This is a genomic window from Sphingobacterium sp. SRCM116780 (genome assembly GCF_021442025.1).
Classification (GTDB): Bacteria; Bacteroidota; Bacteroidia; order Sphingobacteriales; family Sphingobacteriaceae; genus Sphingobacterium.
In genome coordinates this window covers 1,557,173-1,581,150 of the sequence record NZ_CP090446.1, presented here as the reverse complement: position 1 = coordinate 1,581,150, position 23,978 = coordinate 1,557,173, and the positions used below count along the sequence as shown (strand labels likewise).

19 protein-coding genes, 1 tRNA gene and 1 pseudogene are annotated in these 23,978 nt (G+C 34.8%); 12 read left to right on the top strand and 9 right to left on the bottom strand.

Translation table 11 applies throughout. The features are described 5' to 3' along the window. Nucleotide 1: 1 nt before the first annotated feature. The 4 genes from LZQ00_RS06985 (at nucleotide 2) to LZQ00_RS06970 (ending at nucleotide 3,034) form a co-directional block, all read left to right on the top strand. On the top strand, nucleotides 2–1,288 hold the full coding sequence (locus LZQ00_RS06985; protein ID WP_234513835.1) for an anthranilate synthase component I family protein: 1,287 nt from the start codon (nucleotides 2–4) through the stop codon (nucleotides 1,286–1,288). Between the two features lie 66 nt (nucleotides 1,289–1,354). Continuing rightward, nucleotides 1,355–2,011: a TatD family hydrolase gene (locus tag LZQ00_RS06980; protein WP_234513833.1), complete on the top strand. Its 657-nt coding sequence runs from the start codon at nucleotides 1,355–1,357 to the stop codon at nucleotides 2,009–2,011. A gap of 3 nt (nucleotides 2,012–2,014) precedes the next feature. Beyond that, nucleotides 2,015–2,740 (top strand): ThiF family adenylyltransferase, encoded by a 726-nt coding sequence (locus tag LZQ00_RS06975; RefSeq protein WP_234513831.1) that lies wholly within the window; start codon nucleotides 2,015–2,017, stop codon nucleotides 2,738–2,740. A 54-nt stretch (nucleotides 2,741–2,794) separates the two neighbouring features. After that, nucleotides 2,795–3,034, top strand: coding sequence for a hypothetical protein (locus tag LZQ00_RS06970; RefSeq protein WP_234513829.1), 240 nt, complete (start codon nucleotides 2,795–2,797; stop codon nucleotides 3,032–3,034). 4 nt (nucleotides 3,035–3,038) lie between these two features. Here LZQ00_RS06970 and LZQ00_RS06965 read toward each other — a convergent pair whose 3' ends face one another. After that, a complete protein-coding gene (locus LZQ00_RS06965) occupies nucleotides 3,039–3,347 on the bottom strand; it encodes a hypothetical protein (protein ID WP_234513827.1) in 309 nt (102 codons plus the stop codon). Nucleotides 3,348–3,540: 193 nt separating this feature from the next. Here LZQ00_RS06965 and LZQ00_RS06960 point away from each other — a divergent pair, with 193 nt between their 5' ends. From LZQ00_RS06960 to LZQ00_RS06950, 3 genes are all read left to right on the top strand, one after another. Then, entirely contained in the window at nucleotides 3,541–6,219 is a 2,679-nt protein-coding gene (locus LZQ00_RS06960) for a heavy metal translocating P-type ATPase (RefSeq protein ID WP_234513825.1), read from the top strand. A gap of 153 nt (nucleotides 6,220–6,372) precedes the next feature. Beyond that, nucleotides 6,373–6,663, top strand: a complete 291-nt coding sequence (locus LZQ00_RS06955) for a LapA family protein (RefSeq protein WP_234513812.1) — start codon at nucleotides 6,373–6,375, stop codon at nucleotides 6,661–6,663. Nucleotides 6,664–6,786: 123 nt separating this feature from the next. Continuing rightward, nucleotides 6,787–6,859: transfer RNA gene (locus tag LZQ00_RS06950), tRNA-Lys, on the top strand. A 179-nt stretch (nucleotides 6,860–7,038) separates the two neighbouring features. On the opposite strand, the gene LZQ00_RS06945 is transcribed toward LZQ00_RS06950, so the two are convergent. From LZQ00_RS06945 to LZQ00_RS06915, 7 genes are all read right to left on the bottom strand, one after another. Continuing rightward, nucleotides 7,039–7,872 (bottom strand): hypothetical protein, encoded by an 834-nt coding sequence (locus tag LZQ00_RS06945; protein WP_234513809.1) that lies wholly within the window; start codon nucleotides 7,870–7,872, stop codon nucleotides 7,039–7,041. Nucleotides 7,873–7,956: 84 nt separating this feature from the next. After that, nucleotides 7,957–8,145, bottom strand: coding sequence for a hypothetical protein (locus tag LZQ00_RS06940; protein WP_234513806.1), 189 nt, complete (start codon nucleotides 8,143–8,145; stop codon nucleotides 7,957–7,959). A 209-nt stretch (nucleotides 8,146–8,354) separates the two neighbouring features. Continuing rightward, nucleotides 8,355–9,488 carry an RCC1 domain-containing protein gene (locus LZQ00_RS06935; protein WP_234513804.1) on the bottom strand — a complete coding sequence of 378 codons (1,134 nt, stop codon included), beginning with the start codon at nucleotides 9,486–9,488 and terminating at the stop codon, nucleotides 8,355–8,357. Between the two features lie 121 nt (nucleotides 9,489–9,609). Next, complete coding sequence (locus LZQ00_RS06930) at nucleotides 9,610–11,583, bottom strand: tetratricopeptide repeat-containing sensor histidine kinase (RefSeq protein WP_234513801.1); 1,974 nt, start codon at nucleotides 11,581–11,583, stop codon at nucleotides 9,610–9,612. A gap of 155 nt (nucleotides 11,584–11,738) precedes the next feature. Continuing rightward, nucleotides 11,739–12,455 (bottom strand): LytR/AlgR family response regulator transcription factor, encoded by a 717-nt coding sequence (locus tag LZQ00_RS06925; RefSeq protein ID WP_234513782.1) that lies wholly within the window; start codon nucleotides 12,453–12,455, stop codon nucleotides 11,739–11,741. A 380-nt stretch (nucleotides 12,456–12,835) separates the two neighbouring features. Next, the gene (locus LZQ00_RS06920; RefSeq protein ID WP_234513779.1) at nucleotides 12,836–13,438 is read right to left on the bottom strand and encodes a hypothetical protein; all 603 of its coding nucleotides are present in this window, start codon (nucleotides 13,436–13,438) and stop codon (nucleotides 12,836–12,838) included. A 604-nt stretch (nucleotides 13,439–14,042) separates the two neighbouring features. Continuing rightward, nucleotides 14,043–15,260 (bottom strand): enolase C-terminal domain-like protein, encoded by a 1,218-nt coding sequence (locus tag LZQ00_RS06915; protein ID WP_234513776.1) that lies wholly within the window; start codon nucleotides 15,258–15,260, stop codon nucleotides 14,043–14,045. A gap of 739 nt (nucleotides 15,261–15,999) precedes the next feature. Here LZQ00_RS06915 and LZQ00_RS06910 point away from each other — a divergent pair. The 4 genes and pseudogenes from LZQ00_RS06910 to LZQ00_RS06895 all read left to right on the top strand — a co-directional run bounded on the left by LZQ00_RS06910 (nucleotide 16,000) and on the right by LZQ00_RS06895 (nucleotide 20,630). Continuing rightward, a pseudogene (locus LZQ00_RS06910) lies at nucleotides 16,000–17,064 on the top strand (serine hydrolase domain-containing protein). 152 nt (nucleotides 17,065–17,216) lie between these two features. Then, nucleotides 17,217–18,074: a helix-turn-helix transcriptional regulator gene (locus LZQ00_RS06905; protein WP_234513773.1), complete on the top strand. Its 858-nt coding sequence runs from the start codon at nucleotides 17,217–17,219 to the stop codon at nucleotides 18,072–18,074. Nucleotides 18,075–18,133: 59 nt separating this feature from the next. Further along, nucleotides 18,134–18,817, top strand: a complete 684-nt coding sequence (locus LZQ00_RS06900) for a YncE family protein (RefSeq protein WP_234513770.1) — start codon at nucleotides 18,134–18,136, stop codon at nucleotides 18,815–18,817. Between the two features lie 580 nt (nucleotides 18,818–19,397). Then, nucleotides 19,398–20,630 carry an IS256 family transposase gene (locus LZQ00_RS06895; RefSeq protein WP_234509583.1) on the top strand — a complete coding sequence of 411 codons (1,233 nt, stop codon included), beginning with the start codon at nucleotides 19,398–19,400 and terminating at the stop codon, nucleotides 20,628–20,630. A gap of 657 nt (nucleotides 20,631–21,287) precedes the next feature. Here the strand turns inward: LZQ00_RS06895 and LZQ00_RS06890 are convergent. Continuing rightward, nucleotides 21,288–21,962 carry a hypothetical protein gene (locus LZQ00_RS06890; RefSeq protein WP_234513767.1) on the bottom strand — a complete coding sequence of 225 codons (675 nt, stop codon included), beginning with the start codon at nucleotides 21,960–21,962 and terminating at the stop codon, nucleotides 21,288–21,290. A 291-nt stretch (nucleotides 21,963–22,253) separates the two neighbouring features. Here LZQ00_RS06890 and LZQ00_RS06885 point away from each other — a divergent pair, with 291 nt between their 5' ends. Continuing rightward, nucleotides 22,254–23,840, top strand: coding sequence for an ABC-F family ATP-binding cassette domain-containing protein (locus LZQ00_RS06885; RefSeq protein ID WP_234513764.1), 1,587 nt, complete (start codon nucleotides 22,254–22,256; stop codon nucleotides 23,838–23,840). Nucleotides 23,841–23,978 lie beyond the last annotated feature (138 nt).

Genomic DNA, 23,978 nt, shown 5'->3' with positions numbered 1-23,978 from the left:
AATGCGAGTCGAAAACAGTTTTGTTATAGATTCAAAAAATAATTTTCATCAAAAAGCGCTGCAATGGGCAGCGCAGTTTGATGAAGTCTCCTACCTTCGTTCAAATGATTACCAAGATCAATGGAGCGAATTTGAATGCTTAGTTGCAGTAAAAGCAACATTCACCTATATTTCTACAGGTAATCATACTTTTCAAGAAGTTCAAGATTTTATTGCTCATCATCCCGATACCTATATTCCTGGTTTTTTCTCCTATGATCTGAAAAATGAGATTGAAGAACTTTCAACAATCCACTCGAATCATTTGGATTTTCCACTTGCCTATTTTTTTGTACCTGCTATTGTTATAAAAATAAAAGGAAATAAAATAACAATAACAGCTGAAGACCCGAATCAAATTCATCAATCTATAGTAGATTTTCAGTTGAAGTCTGATAACATCGGTTTTAATGGAAAGATAAAATCCAGATGGACTAAGGCTGAATATATTGCAGCTTTTAATAAAATGCAAGATCATATTCAGCGAGGGGATATTTACGAAGTAAATTTATGTCAGGAGTTTTTTGCTGAGAATATAACGTTAAATCCAGTAGCAGCATATGAAAAACTAAATAGCATCTCCCCTACGCCATTCTCTGCTTTTTTCAAATTTTCTGATAAATTTATTTTATCAGCATCACCTGAGCGATTTCTAGCAAAACGGAACAATCAGTTGATTTCTCAGCCGATTAAAGGTACTGCAAAGCGCGGAAAAACGAATGAAGAAGACGAACAAATTATACTTGAAATGTTGAATTCTAAAAAAGAAATTGCTGAAAACGTCATGATTGTAGACTTAGTGCGTAATGATTTAACTAGAAGCGCAGTTCCAAAATCTGTCAAAGCAAATCGTTTATTTGAAATTCAAACCTTCAAATTGGTACATCAAATGATTTCAACCATAACCAGTGAAAAACGTGATGATGTAACGGATTTAGAAGCTATTAAAAACACATTTCCTGCAGGATCTATGACAGGAGCTCCAAAAATTGCAGCTATGCGTATCTGCGATCAGGTTGAGGCTGCTCAACGATCAGTATATGCTGGATCTATCGGCTACTTTGCTCCTAACGGTAATTTTGATTTCAATGTCGTTATTCGAACGATCCTGTATAATTCCCAAAACAATTATCTATCCTTTCAAACTGGAGGAGCTATTACGAGCCAGGCAAATGCGGATGATGAATACCAAGAATGTTTATTGAAAGCCAATGGTATGTTGAAAGCATTAGATAGTCAAATAAATTAAATATCTACATATTTAGTAGATAAAATTCCCAAACATCATTTTTTTTTCAGAAATTTGCACCCAATCATGGCGCATGTCTTTATTGATATTCATACACATCGTATACCTTCTCTATCTCCTGATATAAGGAGTATATGGAACAACATACTCAATAAAAATGTAGAGATATCATCTTCTACCTATACTACTGCAGGATTACACCCTTGGTATATTAATGAAGATAGGCCTTTAGAAGGTATTCTATCGCTAGAAGATGTATTATCTAAAAATGCGATTATCGCTATCGGTGAATGTGGTTTGGATAAAGCGATTGCCATTAACATGACGGTTCAACAAGAAGTTTTTCGAGAACAGATTAGGTTGGCTCATGATTATCATAAAGCATTGCTTATTCATTGTGTACGTGCTTATGAAGAAGTTTTATTTTGTATTCAATCAGAACAATTCATTGGAAATGTCGTTTTTCATGGGTTCAATAAAAATAAGCAATTAGCCACTTCATTGATAGCTAAAGGATATTACCTTTCCTTTGGAGCAGCTATTTTATCAGGTAAATTGGATGATGTACTTACGTACATACCTATTCATCGTCTTTTTTTAGAAACGGATGATACATATGTCGATATCAGAGAGTTATACCATTATATAGCGAACTTAAAAAAGATACCGCTAGATGATTTAAAGAAAAATATATTAGAAAACTATCAACTTGTATTTGAATAAAATATGAAAGACTTATCATGGTTATCACGTACTGAAGCATTAGTGGGACGTGAAGCTTTAGCAAAATTGGCAAATTCTCATGTCTTGGTGTTAGGGTTGGGAGGAGTTGGCTCCTTTGCAGCAGAATTTATCTGTCGTGGAGGTGTCGGAAAAATGACTATTATCGATGGGGATACCGTCGATCCTACCAATAGAAATAGACAACTACCAGCACTTGCTACTAATCATGGACAATCTAAAGCGCAGATTATGAAAGAACGCTTGTTATCTATAAATCCCGAACTAGATTTAACGGTGATAGAAGATTTTGTTCTTCCAGAAAAAATTTCAGATTTGTTAGATCTTCAACCTGATTATGCTGTAGAAGCTATTGACAGCATCACGCCCAAATTATTTTTTATTCGCCAAGCATTAGAACGCAAAGTTAATTTTGTGAGTTCCATGGGAGCTGGAGGAAAAATGGACCCAACGAAGATTGTAATTGCAGATATTGGTGATTCTTATAATTGCAAGCTTGCACACCATATCCGTAAAAAACTAAGTAAACATGGCATAAAGAAAGGTTTTAAAGTAGCCTTTTCCACGGAACTACCTGATAAAGCATCCTTATTATATACCGATGGTAGTAATTTTAAGAAATCGGCCTATGGTACCATGTCTTATCTTCCCGCGGCATTTGGGGGAGCAATAGCATCTGTAGCAATACGTGATTTAATCGGGAGTCTTTAATATTTTTCTGGTCAATACAGCACAAAGTATTGACTAGAAATTGTAGTTTTGACTATGGAAAAACTCTTAAAGTTAATTGATCAAAATAAGATTGTTCAGAACCTTGTTCACGATTATTCATTGGTTATTGATGATAAACAAATCACACACGGAGCTATTTTTATTATAAAAATTGATAAAAAAACATTCAAACTTTTTATTCCAGCACCTTTTTATACCGCTGTACTTGATGGAGAAAATAAACCATTAATCAAAACGATCATTAAACATCCCGAAGTTATGCTGCTTATGTAGGTGGTTATGTTAAGTTAAACACCAATAATATAGAAGCTGCAAACAAAACAAAAAGACCACTTAAAAATATTATATCTGCAATATTTTCTAAGCGTTTGACTTCCCTTAGATCAGATCTTTTCATAGCAATAAATGAAATAATGCAGCTGATCATAAATATAACAACAGCAACTGCGGCAAATTCATCAATTAAGCTTCCTTCAGTTAATTTCATTTTCTTCATAGAGGTCAACACAAGAAAACAAATTCCCAATAAATTAGCAGATGTATTCAAAATATGAGAAGTGCGTCTCTCTGAATTTCCTTTTTCCATTTTATACTCTTTTCAAAATCCAATTCCCCAGTTTGATATGTAGAAACAAAATAATGTTTTTTTTGTTGTTTTTATTAATATTTTGATGCAATTGAGCAGAACTATTTATAAAAATTATAAATTAATCCCTGAATGTTACAGTTTTATTTTTTGTTTATAGGAGATATTTGTAGGAGTTAATTGAAAACAGATTATGAATAAAAAATATCAACTAGTGGGCATGTCTTGCAATGGCTGTCGTACAAAAATTGAAAAAGTATTCAATACTATACCTAACGTAAAAGCACAAATTACTTTAGATCCTCCTGAAGCAGTTATTGAGAGTGGGGATGATATTGATGTCGAAAAATTAAATGCAGTGCTATCGGAAATTGGTAATTATCAATTAATTGATCATACCAATTGCAATTCACACCAACATGTTAACAATAAGCCAGATTTAACGTCTTCTCGTCAATATATATGTCCTATGTACTGCGAAGGACATGACAAAACGTATGATCAAGCAGGCTCCTGCCCTGTTTGCGGTATGTTTCTCGTTCCTATAGAATCGTTAACTGAAAAAAAAGATAACAATAAGAAAATCTCCTGTTGCTCTTCTCATCATAAAACTGAAAAACCAAAGATCACTGCAACTTCTGCCGGAAAGTATTATTGTCCTATGATGTGCGAGGGAGACAAACTTTATGACAAAGCTGGGTCATGTCCTCTTTGTGGTATGAACTTAGAAAAAATCCCAGAGAGAAAAATAGTAGCAACATACAGTTGTTCTATGCATCCTGAAGTAACAAGTGATAAGCCAGGATCTTGTCCTATCTGTGGAATGGATCTAGTTCCCAATGCTGTAGCAGAGGAAGAAGATCATACCTACTTGAACTTAAAAAAGAAGTTTTGGATAGCGATATTATTCACCATTCCATTGTTTATACTTTCTATGGGCGAAATGATTCCTGGCAATCCAATTGGGAAGATCATCACTCCACAGTTATCAGGTTGGATTCAGTTCTTATTAACCATTCCTGTTGTTTTTTATGCCGCTTGGATGTTTTTTGAACGGGCATGGACATCCTTTAAGAGCTGGAACTTAAATATGTTTAGTTTGATCGGTTTAGGAGCAGGTGCAGGCTTTATTTATAGTATTGTGGCCTTATTCTTTCCATCAATATTTCCAGATGCTCTACTGGGTCATCACGGTCAGGTCGCGTTATATTTCGAGTCCGTTGCTGTCATATTAACATTGGTTTTATTGGGCCAGTTGATGGAAGCTAAAGCGCATTCAAGAACGAACTCCGCTATAAAGGAACTCATTAAGTTATCACCTGCTGAAGCGAATTTAGTTGAAAATGGAGTGGAGAGAAAAATCGTTGTGGAAGATATTCAACTGGATCAAATTCTGCGCGTTAAACCAGGAGAAAAAATTCCTGTAGATGGAGAGATTACTTCTGGATATAGTGCTATAGATGAATCGATGTTAACAGGAGAACCAATTCCAATAGATAAAAATGTAGGTGATCAAGTAAGTGCGGGAACAATCAATGGTAATCAGACATTTCTAATGAAAGCTTCTCGCGTTGGTGACGATACGCTATTGGCACAAATTATTGAGATGGTCAACAGTGCAAGTCGTAGTAAAGCGCCTATTCAAAAAATGACAGATCGTGTAGCTCGTATTTTTGTTCCAGTCGTAATTGGAATTGCAATTTTGACTTTTATTGTTTGGATGATGTATGGAGTTGAATCTAAACTGGCTTTTGCATTAGCAAATGCATTGGCAGTTCTAATCGTAGCATGTCCTTGTGCATTAGGTCTAGCAACACCAATGTCGGTGATGGTTGGTATTGGTAAAGGTGCGAAAAATGGAATTTTAATCAAAAATGCTGAAGCATTGGAAAAGTTAGACAAGGTGAATGTTTTAGTGACAGACAAAACAGGTACCATAACAGAAGGAAGACCCAGTTTAGAAGCTGTTCAAAGTACATCAACCAGTACCCATGATGAATTATTAATCTTAGCGGCATCATTAAATACCAATAGTTCTCACCCCTTAGCGGAGGCTGTTGTCAAAAAAGCAAAAGAACTCCAATTAGATTTACTAGAAGTAGAAGACTTTGATACCATTAACGGCAAAGGTGTTATTGGTCATATTCATAATGAAAAGGTTCTTTTAGGGAATGAGTCTTTATTATTAGACCATAACATAGCAATTACAGCTGATGTTAAGGAGCAAGTTGCTATTGAACAGAAAAAGGGTCGTACGGTCTCCTATTTAGCAAAAGGAAGTGAACTATTGGGGTATCTTGTTATTGCTGATAAAATTAAAGATACAGCAAAACAAGCTATTCATTATCTCTTGGATCATGGAGTCGATGTCATTATGCTAACAGGTGATAATGCAAGAACTGCAAAGGCTGTAGCAGATGAGTTGGGTATTCAACATTTTAAAGCACAAGCGCTCCCTGAAGATAAATTAATGGAAATTAAAAAATTACAACAAAACAATAAGATCGTTGCTATGGCAGGTGATGGTATCAATGACGCCCCGGCTCTTGCACAAGCAGATATAGGTATTGCTATGGGAACAGGTACCGATGTTGCCATTGAAAGTGCTGAAGTAACATTATTACAAGGAGATTTATTAGGCGTCGTTAAAGCAAAAATACTGAGTCATAAATTGGTGCGAAATATCAAACAAAATTTACTTTTTGCATTTCTATACAATGTCTTAGGAATCCCCATTGCAGCAGGTATCCTCTACCCTACTTTTGGGATATTATTATCACCAATGCTCGCGGCTGCTGCGATGAGCTTAAGTTCTGTATCTGTGATTTTGAACTCTTTGAGATTGAATACAGTTCGCATTGATCCACAGTAGAATACATAATTGCAGGATTTTAAAATTATTTAAAATCCTGCTTCTTAAGAGTTAAATAATGGAAGTTAATGGTCATATATGTTCATCATAAGTAATCAAATATTATTCTTTTCAAATACAATGCTTAATTTTGAGATGAAAAATAGAACTAAAATGAATTTTAAAACGATCATACTTTTAATTTTAGTCGTATTGATTACGATTTTTTTTATGCATAATACTGCTCCTGTTGAATTCTGGTTTTTTGGTTCTCATCATATTTCCTTATCCTGGATTATTGCCATTACTCTTTTTATTGGGATAATTACTGGCGGTATATTACTACGACCCCGAAAACGAAAGACAGAAGTTATTCAAATAAATGAAGAGGCTTCTTCAGAAATGGATGGTTTCTCCAACTCAAAATCTTCATTAAGCGATGAAGATCGCGATTATATATCTTAGAGATAAAAATTAATTCCCTATAAATGAAAGGAAAACAGCGTCTATTGTAAATAAATCAGGTTTATACTTGCACTATATGCTAGTTTTTTCTACCTTTGCAGCACTTCAAACAAGAAGAATTAGGATTCCGTAGCTCAGCTGGTAGAGCAATACACTTTTAATGTATGGGTCCTGGGTTCGAATCCCAGCGGGATCACAAATAGCGTGCCTTAGCACGCTATTTTCGTTTATATCATCTAATGTCTGCCTATTTTTGGTAACTGCGAAAGGAAAATTTGATTTGTGAAATTGATCAAAGACGTGAATAAAAATTTTGTTTAACTCTTTAATGTGTTGTGTGATGAAAATTAGAAAAAAAAAGAATTGGTTGATAGTTTACTTCCTTTCCACAATAATATCAAATTTCATACTGCCACCTTTCGTGCTTTTAGGTATTATATTCTTTATGCGCATTAATGCTCTTAATGAATTGCTAAACTTGATACAATACACTCCTGTGGTAGGATTTGTATAGTTAGCATACTGGCCGTCCATATTATTGGAATAGGCGGCATTAAAGGCTTTCCAACTATTATCCTCCATTAATTTTTCAAATGCTAAATCGCTCATGCTTCCTTTGTACAGTTCCCCAGAGTTGATATTCTCTTGTTCCCATCCGCCCATACCGTCTTCTTTAAACATATCAATATCATCATAACTAGTGCTTAAGTCGGATTCTTTGGCATTGGCCGGAAAAGTAAGAATCATCGCCCCGCCATATCCACTAAAAAATACCATTGCCACATCTCCTTGCATTTCATTCGCGGTTTCTATATCTACACAATGACCGGTGTGTGGGACAAAAAAGGGACCGAATTTAGTGTTTTTTTGATCGCCCATCATGATATCCTGATAATAAACAACATACTTTCCCGATTTTTCTTTTGGAGAGGAAATACCTGTGGATTCAGTTTGTTGCCCGACAGCACCTTTTCCTACCGTTTGATTGCCAGTTATTTTATCACCTACTTCTTCAGGGTCAAGTTTTACTTTTTTCGTTTTCTTCTTTTTAGAAAAGAAAGAATCCACATCAATTTTACCAATGACTTTATCTATCGTTTCACTTGCTTTGCTTTCCAATTTTTTTCCAACGTTTTGCGCTGATGCTGTCATGCTTGCTGCAAGCAGTAACAGGAGGACATTGTATTTTATCCGTGTAATATTTTTCATTATATATCTTATTAAAGTAATTTATTTGTGTCTTTCTTAGATTATCTTGTTGTTTTTAGGTCTTTCAAAATGGTATTTTTGCGCTTACCGTTTTATCGCTCCATTACGATTATAAAGTATGACATCTTTTAGCGTAATGGTTCCTGCTTTGGCATCATCGTCGTTTACGGTAATGCTTTTCAAAGCAGCATCTTCATCAGAAGACTTTTGTCTGTTCTTACATGCAACGGAGAATGTAAGCAATGCCAACACGATTATGGTAAGATTTTTCATATGATTTTTTAATTGATCAGTTTGAAAGATTACTTTAGGGTACTTTCGAGTATTGTTATTTTGGAGCTGTTGGTTCAACAAATGTTACCTCCGGGTCGGGTATTCTCTTCACGTGGGTTTTCGGTATTATCTTTTTTGCAGGAGATCGCTGCAATAGCCATCAGTAGTACAAGAATAATTAGCTCGTTCATATCGGTGATTTTTGGATTTTAAGGAATTAAAATATCTGTAAAGCTGCGTTTAGTGTCGGTATTGCCAATACCCAATTGACTGGCGTTGTTATTGCCCACCGCTTGAAACTTCCCATCAGTTTTTAAAATAATAGTATGTGCTGTACCCACGCTTATGGCTTTTACCCCGGTTGTAATTTCTTTCCATGAGGCTGCATCGGTTATACTTGCATCTCCCAATTGGCCATATTGGTTTTTACCGGATCCCAACAACGTTCCGTCTGTTTTTATAATAAAGCTATTATCACCGTTTTGGCCTACAGCAATGGCACTTGCATTGTCTGCTACCTTTATAAAATTCCTGGCAAATGCCTGATCAGCGACGCCCAGTTGCCCATTACTATTAAATCCGCAGGCCCATACCGTATTATTGTTCTTTAGCAATAAAGTGTGGGCTCGCCCTGCAGCTATTGCTTTTGCATCTGTTGCTATAACAGTGAAAGTCGGTATCGCATCAAAATCTCCCATACCCAACTGCCAGGCACTATTACTACCAGCGCCTACCGCAGTGCCATCCGCTTTCAAAATAACGGTGAAGTCCGGGCCGGGGGCTACAGCGACTACATTGTCCATAATTTTTGTAAATGGATTTATATATTTACCCATACCTAAATCCACTCCACCGGAAATCATGTTTCTTGTATCACCGCCAGCACCCCAAAGTGTATTATCATTTTTAATAATAAAGCTGGAATAAGTTCCTGCATATATAGCTTTGCCATTATCGGCCACTTTTACAAAAGATGTTTTGGTATCTCTAGTATCATCACCCAGCTCTCCAGCTATATTTTTGCCAGCAGACCATACGGTATTATCTTTTTTCAAAATAAGTGTGTGCTGATAACCTGCAGAGACAGACTTTACATTATCTGCAATTTTAACCCATTTGTTAGGGTTGGCCGTATTGCCCGAGCCTAGGGCACCATAATCGTTCCAACCGATGCCCCAGAGTGATCCGTCGGTTTTTATAAGCATGGTATGTCCACCGCCTGCAGAAAATTGTTGTACCTGTATGGTTGATTCGTCAGGAGATTTAGGTGTATTGGAATTGTCTTTTTTGCAGGAGATTGCTGTAGTAGCAATCAGCATTGTAAGGATAAAAAACTTTTTCATTGTCCGAAAGTTTAAATGGATGCTTATTATTAATTAATTGCATCACAAATTTACCCTGCAGTATTGTATGCACCGTTATTTTATTGACGAAGGGATAGGTTTAATTGACGAAAAGAAAAAACTAGCTTCTAACTGTAAAAATCACTTCGGCTCTCGTCCCATTAGCCAAAGCCGTAAAGCGCACAACAGCGTTCATCTTGTCTGACAAATCCTTTATCAACTGCAGTCCAAGCCCATTAAGGGTCTGGGAGCTGCGTACTGCTTGCACCTGTTGTTCAAAATCTTCCTGTGTAAAGGTAAGTCCGCTATTTTGGATAGACAATATAGTACTGCCATCCTGAATAGTTATGTCAACAGCAATTATTGCATCTGGTGGAGATGCCTTAATGGCGTTCTGCAAAAGATTTCGGTAAATGGTCTGCAGAAAATTGTCATCTGCCATTACGGTTGTGTCTGGCATAATATTATTTTGCAACTGAATGTTTTTTTCTTCAATGGGTAATTGTAGCAATTGTTCAACTGGTCGTAAAGCAGGCAATAACACGACTGGTTTTATGCTTGGATTTAGTCTGCTCATCTGTGTCTTACTCCAGAGTAGCAGGTCTTCCATCATTTCCAACAATGATTCGGTGGCTGTTTCCATTTTGTTGGCACGCTCGGCTTTTTCCTGTTCATTGTGAACATTCAGTTTTTGCAATTTTAAAAACTGGTACATCTGCTTTACTGGAGTACGCAGATCGTGACCAATTATACCGAAGAGTTTTGCTTTGGTCTGATTGGATTCCTCCAATTCGTTATTCAGTTCTGATAGTATTTTGTTCTTGTCATCCAGTACATCTGCCATTTTTTTCTTGTTCCTGTAAAATATGACCAACATTGTAGCGATAATACCTGTCAGCAAAAGTCCGGTAATAAGCCACAGTCGTTGCTTTCTAGCAAACCCTAGGTCTTTTTGCTGTCCATCAATCTGTTGTTGTTTTTCTTTATTTTGAAATTTGGCTTCTGCATCGGCTATACTTTTTTGTATATCCACAGTGTACAAGGAATCACGAATAGGCAAATATTTTTCGTAATACAGTACTGCCTGTTGCCATTGGCCCGTACCAGAGTAGCATTTGGCCAGTTCACGTAACACGTTACCATATTGTTCTGGCCCCTGATCCAAACCTATTTTCTCAGCGCTCTTCAAATAAGGGAGTGCAGCAACGTAATCTTTTGCGGCGACAAGAATCTGGCCCATTTTATAATTATATCCAGTAATAGTAAGTGTATCGGTGACAGATACGTCAATGAGTGATTTTGCAATGTTCATATAGAGTAAGGCACTGTCATTTTTCCTATTGACCAAGTAATAATCTGCAAAGGCCAGATCGGACAACATCCTTATATCCCAGTTATTATTCCTATCTACTGGTGGGCCGTATTCCTTTTTTGTCATGTTCGTCACCGAATCGCGATAGACCAAGGCAATATCTGGTTGGAATAATTGCAGATAAGCATCTGCTGTATTTTTATAATAATGAATGATGGCAGTTCTATATTGATCAAGAAATATTTTCGATGGTCTAAGGTACTCCAATGCCTTCTGAGGTTGTTTCAATTCTAAATATAACGCGCCGATATTGATGTAGCTCACACCGAGGTTTGCAGAATCTGCTCCATCAAACTTTCGCAAGGGCAGCTCTTTCTTATAGATTTCAAGATCTGCAAGCATTATGTTCATCTGTTGTTCACGTCGGCCGAGTACTTCATAATATTTTGTTAGTGCGTTATACATACTATGCTTAATACGATTACTGTGCGTAGTATCAACGATATGAAGAACTTCTTTGGCAGTTTGATCACGCTGCCTGGAATAACCATCCATCGCACTATACATATACAGCAACCGTTCTAGTCCGTTTACAATTCGTTTAGGATAATCTGTACGCCGACCATAAGCCACCGATTTTTCCAAATAAAATATAGAAGAATCTCCATTGATCCCTTGATAATAGACGCCAATGTAGAAATTGAATAAGGAAAGATTGTAGTAATCATTTGATGGTGTAAATCGCAATGCGTAACGGGCTGTTGTAAACGTTTTCTTATACATTTCAATTCTATTTAAAGAATCGCATATATCCGAAAGCGCTTTAAGTCGTTCCTTGGAAGTTTTGTACTTTGCTCCATAAAAATTAGGAACAGGTTGTTGGGCTACAATACCAATAGTTATTAAAAAACAAAGAAATGTAAGCAGGGTTTTTTGCATTATCTAATGATTTCATTTTTTATAATGTCCTTATAAGTTTTGCCAATTGGTAGAGTGATGTTACCACAAATAATCTCATCGGACGAAATCCATCCATTGATTTTATCCCTAGCTATTGCATAACTGCGATGAATACGTAAAAAGCTGTTCTGTGGCAATTTGTTTAAAAAGGTATTGAATCCTACAAGGGTAAGATAGCTGCGTTGACGGGTTACAACTTTGGTATAGTTTTGCATAGCTTCCAGATAAATAATTTCATTAACTGGTACTTTGATCTTATTGCGTCCCTCACTAATGAGCAATGTTTCCGTCCCTTGCAAAAGTTCATAGGTAGCTGCTTTTTGTTTCATATTCCAGTAATCTTTCAGCCTTTGTACTGTAGAAGTAAAGCGTTTTTCGGTAACAGGTTTAAGGATATAGTCAAAGGCAGATAGCTCAAAACTCTCCAATGCAAACTCAGGGTGGGAAGTAACAAAGACGGCTAGTTCAATTTCACTTCGTAATAGCTTTAGGATTTTCAATCCTGTAACGCCAGGCATCTCTATATCTAGAAAAACAAGATCGGGACGTAGCGAAATGATCGTCTGCAGACCGTCTGAGGGAGCAGAAAAGCTACCAATACAGGTTAATGCAGGCTCAGCTTTTATATATTCGTTGAGTAACATTAGATCGTCCTGTTCATCGTCAATACAAATACAGCGAATATTGGTTATCATGCTAATCGGTTAAATCTAATCAAATATACATAATGTATAATTTTTAGCGGGTCTAAAGAGCAATTAAAATCATAAAATAAAATATTTTAACCAATCAAATGGTTTATCTGAAATTCCTTAATTTTAGGTAATAAATTATTTTTCTTAAAAAAAATGGTTTGACAATAATTTCATATTGCAAACCATAACAATCGCCAAAGACAGGATAAAAAAAGAAGATTAGGGTCAAATCCTACTGAGGTTTGTCAAAAGTATATAATTCCAACACGATTAATAGAAATATCATTCTAAATGACTCGAGATCAAAAGATATGATTACACACATGTTATTTCAGACATGCCGGACTAAAATAATTTTCTCCAAATAGCTTTTGTCTGTATTATTCAATTATTTTTGATTCCTTTAAGTATTTTTTCAGAGCAGAAATCGATTTTTCGCTTTCTGGCATTCCTCCAAAAAAACCTGCTACTCGTGTAGATTCTGCTTCCCAAAGTAAAGATTTGATGGAAGTATCATATAAACTAAATAGATACTTAACACTTTCCAAATCTTTTGTTCTTTCTTTTGCAGTTGCCCCAGTTATGATAATTTTAAAAATGTAGGGATTACCATTTTTTTTAGCGATTTCCCAAACATCAGGTTCTGTACCTCTATAAGCATCTAGTGCAATCATTTCTTTAGTAGCTTTCTCTGACATTGTTCTTATTTGTTCAATTACCATTCCAGTGGTTTTCAAATCATCATATAACGGATCAATGAAAAACGACTCTTCCGCAGATAACTTAGAATTAATGGTAGATGTTTTCTCTAATTCCTCTTCGTGCCAAAATAAAGCATTTTTTATTGGAGATGAAATTTGCGCGGATTTAAGTATTCTAAATTCCGGATCGGCAAAATTTCTATTATAAATTGATTTGATAGCGCCAAAAACTAAAAAACCAATAATAAGCAGTCCTATAATTCCTTGAATTTTTCCTTTCATATTTTTTTAACGTTTTTATATTAACTTGTTTTATAATTTTTTATACGGTTATACAGTTAAGCTCACCTATTGGCAAAAGTTTTTGTTGCAATTGTTTTATATAAATTATTTGCATCTAAATCTAACACTTCCATAACCCAAGTGCCAAAGCCATTTACAATTCGTAGGGTGTCATTTACGATTCGTAAAATGGGTACTTTTTGTAATCATTTGTATCAATTGTTCATCCCGAATAGCCTTCCAGGTTGCAATCACCTCGACTGATACGCTTACCAAAAGGACACCCAATAAACATAGGTTTAAATATTGCTAATTTTAGAATTATGCCAAGCTGTAACCTGATTAGCATAAAAATACGAACATTCCAATTCGTCCAGAACACGAAGAAGGTTCAGATCTGTCAGGCTATAAATTCCGATTTATCCCCATTACCTGCTTATACCCTTACTTTGTATTTTCCGTTCTTTCTCTTTTTCTTCTTTTCCAACAGAGTTGATAACCATACTGAGATCATAAAAGAAAAGCTAATCGCAAGATTAGCCTTTTTTGTTTAATCGGATTCGATCCAAGAGAGATTCAGGATTTTGTATGGAAACTTAAGTTTTTATATCTTCTTCAAAAGAGGCATTCCAAAACCACCCGTAGCAGGAGGAATCAATTTACCATTCACAACCTTATAGCCTGATAAATCAACATCGTCAGAAGTGCTTGTTACTCCTTCTATCGTTACTGTATTGCCAAGACCTCCTGCTAAATGTGCTGTGTAATAGGTTTTCAACAAAGAGCCCCAAGCATGTGGTGAAGCCTGTGCTCCTAATTGTTTTAGTTCAGGCATCAATCTCCTCCAATTTGTAAAACCAAGTCCTTCGATATCCGTCAAATGCACATCCAAAAGCTTCTTTTCGAAAAGCTCTTTTAGAAATACTGGATCTGGATCGGCTTCTCCGTCAGCTAATAAGGTGCTTCTACCTTCAGTTTGCATATAGCTCCTTAACTTTTGATAATCAGAAACGTTTTCATGAAAAGGTTCCTCGATCCAGAACAAATCTACTGTAGGAATACCCTCAAGATATTGAATGAACTGCTCAATCGAAAAACCGTTGTTTCCATCAACTAATATCCTACAATCGGGAAAAGCACTTGCAACCGTATTCGTTACATCAATATCACGTTGTAGACCCTCCTTAAACGGCATCCATTTATGACCTCGACCAATTTTCAACTTGAACTGTCTATATCCTACTTCATAATCGTATCGGCATTCCTCTAGTATGCGATCAATCCCACTCGGTTTGCCTGCTGGTTCCAGATCATCAAAGTAAATCATGCCACTATAATAATCTGTTATGAATGGCTTTTTTCTACCCAATAATGCGTATACAGGCTTCTGTAATATTACTCCTGCCAAATCATGGAGTGCCATATCAAAAGGAATATGCCTGTCCTCCAAGGTGCCAATATTGACAACAAACAATTCTGATACTCTTTTGCCTAGTAGTTCCTTCGCTATCTGTTCAGCATCTCGCTTTGAACCGCGTAATGAAGCCCATCCCATTGCTCCTTTGTCGGTCTTTATACAACATATTTCAACATTAGGACCATATCCGTGAAGGTCAAGGCGTGCATTTTTTCCGACAAGGCGCGGGTATTTTAACTGTACTGTCGAAAATTTGATCTCCTGAATCCGATGATAAGCCAAGTCCTTACCGTCATCTGTACTATCCAGAAAGGATGTCAAAGACATTCCATATCCTGCACCATTGTACAATGCGGTAGATGCAATACTTAAATTTAGTGCTTGCAAAAATGTTCTTCTTCTCATAGTTGGTTTATTTGTTTCTCATGATTAGTAAATGGTTTGTCTTGCCTCTTTAACCTTACTCCCTTTTAGAACTCGTTTGTATGGTTCGTCAACCAATTGAGAGGTGGTGAGCAAATAACTTATAATTGATTAATGAAGATACGCGTTAAGCAAAAGTCTTTTATAACAATTTTGTATCAATACATTGATAATCTGTCTCAATTTGTGGATGATAACAGAAGCGTTGGGAACGTTGGAATAAGTTAGTTGAAAACTTGCTTGCGGATATGGTGGGACGCAAGACGTTTGTTCTCTAATTTATCAATCATATGGTGAATTTTCTTTCTGGCTGATATTGATAAAGAAAAAATTGGCATCGGTTTTATTTATACAGGGAACATACTGAATACTTATTTAATTTGAGGACACCATGAGGTCCAAATTCTAACGGAGGAATGAATGACTATAATTACAGCAGACTTCATGAATCATTTGGTGGCCCCCCATGCAGCTTTGACATGTTGTTATTAGGTTAACTTGTAATAACAACAACTATTTTATATTTGAAAACTCTTCCAGATACCAATCCGAAAACAGTGAGAGTTATACTTGTAAACATTTAGAAAAATATTTGAAACAAAAGTATTATCTTGTAAGAAATAAAAAATATCAAAATTGTAACACCAGCTTGAATAACACTGTTTTACAATTGTAAAACAAACAGAATAAATTTTCTAGTCTGGATTAACTTAAAATCAAAATGAAATATATTATTCTTTTTTTAGTTTCTATATTACTTAATCAAAATACAATAGCGCAGGAAGAACAACTAAAATCATTTATTCAGTCTTACACTTCTAAAAATAATTTTGATGGAACCATTTTAGTTAAGAAGGATTCTACCATAATTTACCACGAAAGTTTTGGTATTGCGGATCGTAGATATAACCAACCAATAACTAATGAGACTATATACAATATTGCATCTATAACTAAGTTTTTTACAGCTGTTTAAATCCTTCAGCTCAAAGAACAGCGTAAACTCGATTTAAACAAACCATTCAAAAACTATTTACCAGACTATCCAGATAAAGTTAGCCTAAAAGTTACACCTCATCAACTACTTAATCATACATCAGGAATTATTTTAATTGATACCGTTTCTAGTGTAAACAATGCAATGAAATATGGTCTGGGCATATATCAAACACCAAATACTTCCGACCAAATTTTAAAGAGTTTTATAAATAATTCTCTTGTAAGTAAACCTGGCGAAAAATTTAATTACAATAATGCGGAATACATAATTTTAGGAAAAATTATTGAAAATATCTATCACAAAACTTATGAAGAGGTGCTGAATGAAAGAATATTAAAACCATTAGCAATGACCAGTTCTGGTATGGCTCGAGAAAGGGATATTATAAAAAATTTAGCAAGTACATACTTCAAAGAAAATAATTCAGATATATTCATTAACGATATTCCTATGTTTATAGAAAATTGGTATGCTGCTGGTGCAATGTATTCTTCGCCAACCGATTTGCTGAAATTTTCTAATGCATTGTTTAGTCTGAAATTAATAAACAAAAAAAATTTAGACTTAATGCTTACTGCTGGACTTGACAATTATGGATATGGAGTATGGATTAATGGTAAGGGAGATGAAAAAAGAATGGAAAGGTATGGACAAATAATGGGTATTAATGCATTGTGGATGAGATTTATAAACAAACCTATAACCATTATTATTCTTAGCAACACAAATTCAGCCAATCTGGGAGAGTTAGCATTAGGAATAAAAATGAATGTATCTAAAAAATAAAGAATAAGTTATTACGTTAAATCTGTTAAATACTCAAAGGGAAACCGGCTGAAAAATAAACTATTGGCAATACGATCTTTTGACGATATAGTGGCAGAGTTACCTCCATAAACATTTGAGCAAAATCAGACTAAGGCAATAACCCATTAACCATGTTACTCCGTGTTCCAAATAGAAAGATTAAAGCTGATGACCAATATTTGGAAATCAACAACACACCCTATGCCCTATTTACCGTAGAAAAAACAACTGGTAAAAAAAATGTTTTTCTTACAGAACATACTTTAATGTTTGTCTTGAACGGCGCAAAAATTATTCATCTAGGTGATGAAAGCCATTTTTTTGGAAACGATGATTTGGTTTTTTTGAAAAAAGGTATTTATGTGATGTCTGAATTTATTCCAGAGAATGAAAATTTTGAAGTATTACTGGTTTACGTTCCAGATCATGTTATCAGAAAATTCCATTCGAAGTTCTCACACAAAACAGATATCGATGCTGCTAAAAAAATGTTTACCTGCAAGCTAGACCATAATCTTTTGTTACAAAGTTTTATACAGCAATACAAGCATCTTTTCGGTATTCAAAATAGCAATTCACAATACATTTTGGAAAACAGGTTAGAAGAATTGTTTCTTATTTTATCTGGAGCAAAAGCTGGGAAAACCTTTTTACACTTTTTATCTTCGCTTGTCAACCCAAAAGCAGATATTGAATTTATAGTGAACGAAAATCTATTCCAGCCTATTGCTATTGATGACTTTGCAAAATTGAGTGGAAGAAGTTTACCCACATTTAAACGGGAGTTTGAACAACATTTCCATACATCACCCAGAAAATGGATTAACCAACAGCGACTTAAAAGAGCAAGTGAAATGCTCAAGAATACTAATCTCAATGTATCTGAGGTCGCATTTGAATGTGGTTACGAACATGTATCCCATTTCATTCGTATCTACAAAGCTGAATTTGGAGAAACACCCAGTGAAACCAAAAAAGCAATTTTTTGAGCTTTTTAAGCTATCCATACGCATAAGTTATTGCAGAACTTTGAATAAAAAATTCAAGTATGAAAAATTTTATAAAATTTGCAACAGCACTTACATTTATTCTTATGGGTTTTCAATTCTCTTATGCCCAACAGCATACACTATTTACAGGAATTCCAAATCCGGAAAGCGTTATTGCTGATGATAATTTCATTTATGTAACCAGCCTTGGCAAGGAACTAAAACCAATGGAAAAAGATAGGGATGGGAAAATATGGCGACTTGCAAAAGATGGAAAGTTTGTTGATAATGATTTCTTTAAAGCAAAACTCAATTCACCAAAAGGAACTGCAATTTGTAATTCTCTACTTTACATTGCTGATATTGACAGAGTTGTTGTTTTCAATACAGAAACTGGAGATCTTGTAAAAGAGATTAGCTTAGAGAAATTTGGTGTAAAGCTATTAAACGATCTTTGCATCAAAGATGGAAAAGAATTATTTGCAACTTGTACCATTTTGGGTAAAGTATTTGATATTCCACTAAACGATGAGAGTAAAAGTTCTATGCTTGACATCCCTGAAATTAAGGGGGCAAACGGAATTGCATACAATCCATTTAGCAACACATTAGCTGTGGTTGGCTTGGGTTCATTTGATACACCAAAAGGAATTGGAGAAATATATATTGTTTCATTAAATGGAAAGCAACCCACATTAAATAAACTAAACGGCATTACGGGTTTCTTTGATGGCGTGGAGTGATTGGATGAAGATCGAATCATAGTTGATGATTGGATTTCACTTTCCTTAAATAAAGGAAAAGTAAGTATGATCAACATAAAAACACTCCAAGTAAAAAAGTTAAGCAAAAGACCAATAGGCGGCAATGCGGATTTCTTTTTGGACAGAAAACAAAAGCAGTTAATTATTCCTGCTACTTTGCAGGGACGACTAGCTAGTGTTTACTTCAAGAATTGAAAATTTAATATCATATCATCAATATCCAGTTTTTAATTTCATTGGTTCTATCCTATTTCTAGACAGGGTCTTCGTTTTATCTTTGATTTAAGTGGCCGCAGAAATAGCGAACACTTAAACCAGAGTAGGTTGAATTATTTTAATCACATTATTTATTATAAAACATATCAAAACTACGATACGATATCCATTCTTTATATTTTGGAGAAGACTTATCCAACACAAAGATTTTTAGCATGCTATCATTCTTAGAATAATTAATTGTATTAATAAAAAAATATATAGTTTGAGACTGTAACGAGAACTGTGTCAACGGAATAATTTAATAAGATTTTTTATATTTAATTATTCAAACGACATGGTCATGAAAGAAAAGACCCCATTCGACTTTGACCGCTTCAAACAGGAAGCCATGCAAGGTCTCTACAACGGCAAGAGTCTATCTCCCAACGACGGCGTTCTAGCGCCCTTAATGAAACATTTACTGGAGTCTATGATGGATGGAGAGCTAGAGAATCATCTTCAAGAGGAGAAGGCCTCTGGCAGCTCTAATCGTCGTAATGGAAAGACAAAAAAGACAGTTCGAGGTCTTAATACAGGTACTTTTGAACTAGAATCAGGGCGTGATAGATCTGGCACATTCGAACCTAAAGTAGTTCCCAAGCGTCAGCTTATTATTACAGAACAGCTAGAAGGGCATGTTCTTGGTATGTATGCCAAAGGCATGAGTACGCGTGCTATCAGCGATTTTATTCGTGAGATGTACGCTATGGATATTTCTGCTACTGAAATATCCCGTATCACAGAAAGTGTCATGCCAGCAGTAAATGAGTGGAGAAGTCGTCCATTGGAAGCAGTATATCCCTTTGTGTTCTTAGACTGCATGCACTATAAAATACGTCAGAATGGTACAGTTGAATCTAGGGCTATTTATAATATATTAGGTGTAGGGATGGATGGACGTAAAGATCTGATAGGTCTTTATAGCTCAGAGAATGAAGGTGCAAAGTTTTGGTTATCTGTTCTCACAGACCTAAAACAGCGTGGTGTCGAAGATATTCTAATTGCCTGTATCGATGGTTTGAAAGGCTTCCCCGAAGCTATTGAAGCTATTTTCCCTAAAACTAAAGTTCAGTTATGTATTGTCCACCAGATCAGATCAAGTATGCGCTATGTTACAGAAAAAGATAAAAAAGCAGTCATTGAAGATCTAAAACCTGTTTATAAAGCGATTAACGAAGAAATGGGCTACGAAAACTTACTCGCCTTTGAGGAGAAATGGGGTAAGAAATATCCAATTGCTGCTAAATCCTGGCTGGACAATTGGATCAACTTATCTACTTTTTTCGAATACGATGAACAGGTTCGCAAGGCTATTTACACCACTAATCCTATTGAAGGCATGCACCGTCAGATCCGTAAAATTACGAAGTCTAAAGGTGCATTCAGTTCTGAGCAAGCTCTTATGAAGTTAATGTTCCTGATAATTAAGGATATCTCTAAAAAGTGGACAATGCCGATGCACAACTGGGGCTTGACGATATCTCAACTTTATATTAAATTTGGAGATAGGCTCAAGCTGGATAGAGGATTTTAGCATTAGATAATTATCCAATGACACAGTTTGAGTTACACTCCCTATAGTTTTATTTTTTACATCTTCCCACACTTCCTTAGTTTCCTCTATATGGTCTGTTTTAGGTTCTCCATTTTCATCAATAAAAACAGGCCTTTCTTTTGTATTGATGTTTTTTTCAAAATACGCTACCTTAGAACCAATTGATTTTGTGATAGAATTAATAATTCCACCAGTATCCTTATGATTTATCAATTCCATTTCATAACACCAAACTCTTTTACTGTCTTTAAGATAAAAAATGGAAATATTATCTGAACTTGATACGATATTACCTGCTAATAATAAATTCAATTTCTTGTTTTTGGGAAATCGAAACTCCTCAAAATCACCTGACATATTATAGGACATATCTGGCGATGCATTATCGTGAATAGTTAATCCTATCCTTTTTAATATTTCTTCTATATTAGAACCAAATTGTATCTCTTTAAAATCTAATTGTGAATTATTATTTTTTGAAACAGGATTATTTAACTCATTTATTTTAGAATGTGATTTTTCAGTGGTTTTCCCCTGGCAGCTAATTAGAATAAAGCTTAAAACTATTTGACTTAAAATTATTTTTTTCATATGATAAATTCTTAGTTTATTTCGCTATTGCCAGACCAATATTATTTATTGGATTAAATCTGTTTGCCTTAATAATTGGGCATTAATATCATTAAAAGCGATAACTATGAATTTATCATTATTATTTTCGATGATATCTTTCACTTCTTTACTAAAATGTAAAAAGCTAAATTGACCTTGATAAACGTTTTCTCCTTCTGTAAAAGCACTTGGCAAAAGGATTGACATACTATTGGGTTGAGCGAATTTTTCACCAAACATATTTTTTATTTTACGTTTTAGTTTTTCATCTTGTTCCTGGTCAATGTTAAATATTTTGTCTGCAATTGATTCTATAAAGTCAAGATCGTGACGCTTGTTGCCAGTCGTGTAGATTCCATAATATATTTCAGCATTATCATTCCCATAAACTTTTTTAGCAATGCAAACAGGAACATTTTCTATATTTTCTATTACCTTTTTCTTTGCATCTTTTTGGATAAAAATTACAGCGATTAAACAAATGATTGCAACTATTACACATATATATAAGTAAGTATTAAAGCTACTGTCTGTTTTGGATAAGTCATAAATCGGATAAATTCCAGCAGCACTAAATAAGCCTAAAATTGTTGGCAGATATACTACTTTGTTTTGTCCCCAGCTTCCCAGTACTGCGTATTTTTTCTTAATTTCTGAATTTCTTTCAAGTTTTTCTAAAATGTCTTTTGTAAATAACATGTGTCAGTTGAATTTATATAGTTGAATAATTTGTTTGCAAAATGTTAGGTTATGGTAATCCTCTTTATATAAAAATAGGATTACAACGATTTAAGTACAAAGACCATTTACAATTCGCGGATTTGATTTACGATTCGTATTATTAGTTTTTACGTTAATTAAAAAACATTCCTATATTTGTAGCTGTAAACACATAGCAGACATATCCATGTAATATATAATTTCTTTTTGCAAAAATTAACCGTAAGCTTTCTCTAAGCTTACAATCATTCATGCTTCAAAAAAGAAATTATGCTTATTCTACAAAACATTTCATATAAACATCCAAACAAAGATGTGTTGTTTCATGACATCCATCTCAGTTTACAAGACAATAAAAAAATTGCTTTAATTGGTAATAATGGTGTTGGCAAATCCATTTTGTTAAAAATTATTGCAGGAGAATTAACACCCGCAAGTGGTCAGCGAAGTGTAACGGGGACAACTTATTTTGTACCTCAAATATTTGGACAATATAATGAGTTATCTATTGCTCAGGCGCTAAAAATTGAAACGAAGCTGGTTGCGCTCCATCAAATACTATCAGGTATTGCTACAGAAGACAATCTAACAGCACTTGATGACGATTGGAATATTGAAGAACGTTGTCAGGAAGCCTTACACTATTGGCAATTATCCGATCTCGACCTCGAACAAAAATTAGGTACATTGAGTGGTGGACAAAAAACTAAAGTTTTCTTAGCTGGTATCAGTATTCATCAACCAAGAATTGTACTATTGGATGAACCTAGTAATCAACTTGACAGTATAAGCAGAACATTATTATATCAATTTATTCGATCTACTTCTAGTTCAATCATTGTGGTTAGCCATGATCGTTATTTACTAAATCAACTTGACTCCATTTACGAATTGAGTTCTTCTGGATTAATGTACTATAATGGGAACTATGATTTCTATTTGGAAGAAAAGAAGCTTCGTCATGACACACTGCAGCTAGACCTGAAGCATAAGGAGAAAGAGTTACGGAAAATAAAGACTAAAGCGCGTGAAACATTGGAGCGACAACAAAAACTGGATGCCCGAGGCAAAGGTAAGCAACAGAAAGAGGGTGTTTCCAGAATCATGATGAATACCTTGAGAAATAACGCAGAAAAAAGTACCGCTAAATTAAAAGATACACATGCTGAAAAAACTGCTAGTATAACCCAAGAGCTACTCAGTTTACGTCATGAAATACCTGATATTGACAAAATCAAATTTGGTTTAACAGATTCTACTTTACATACAGGAAAAACGTTATTTAAGATCAATAATCTTAATATCAGTTATGACAATCAACCGCTCTGGCAAGAAAACTTGAATCTGCAAATTACAAGTGCTGAACGTGTTGCCTTAAAAGGAAAAAATGGATCTGGAAAAACGACCTTTATTCAGATTCTATTAAATAAACTGGCAAATTTTACAGGAGAAGTATATCGCTCCGAAAATAAAGCTGTATACATTGATCAAGACTATTCTATGGTTAATAATGCGCTCAGCATCTATGATCAAGTGCAAGAATTCAATGATACAGGGTTACAAGAACATGAAATCAAGATTAGATTAAATAGATTCCTATTTTCAAAAGACACATGGGATAAACCTTGTTCAATATTGAGTGGAGGAGAAAAAATGAGATTATGCTTATGCTGTTTAACTATTCATCAACGAACTCCCGATATTATTGTGATGGATGAACCTACAAATAATTTAGATATTCAAAATATAGAAATATTGACTGCTGCGTTAAAGGAATACCAAGGAACACTTCTTATCGTATCTCATGATGATTATTTTTTAAATGAAATTAATATAGGACGTACAATAATGTTATAGAAAAAAGAACGAACGTATTCCTCTATTTCATATTGACGGATTAAACGTAAAAATCAAAGCGCGTTTTCCTATATTTGAAACAACAGATCGAATCTCATTTTATATGAAACATCGTTTATGATCCACAATATTACTACA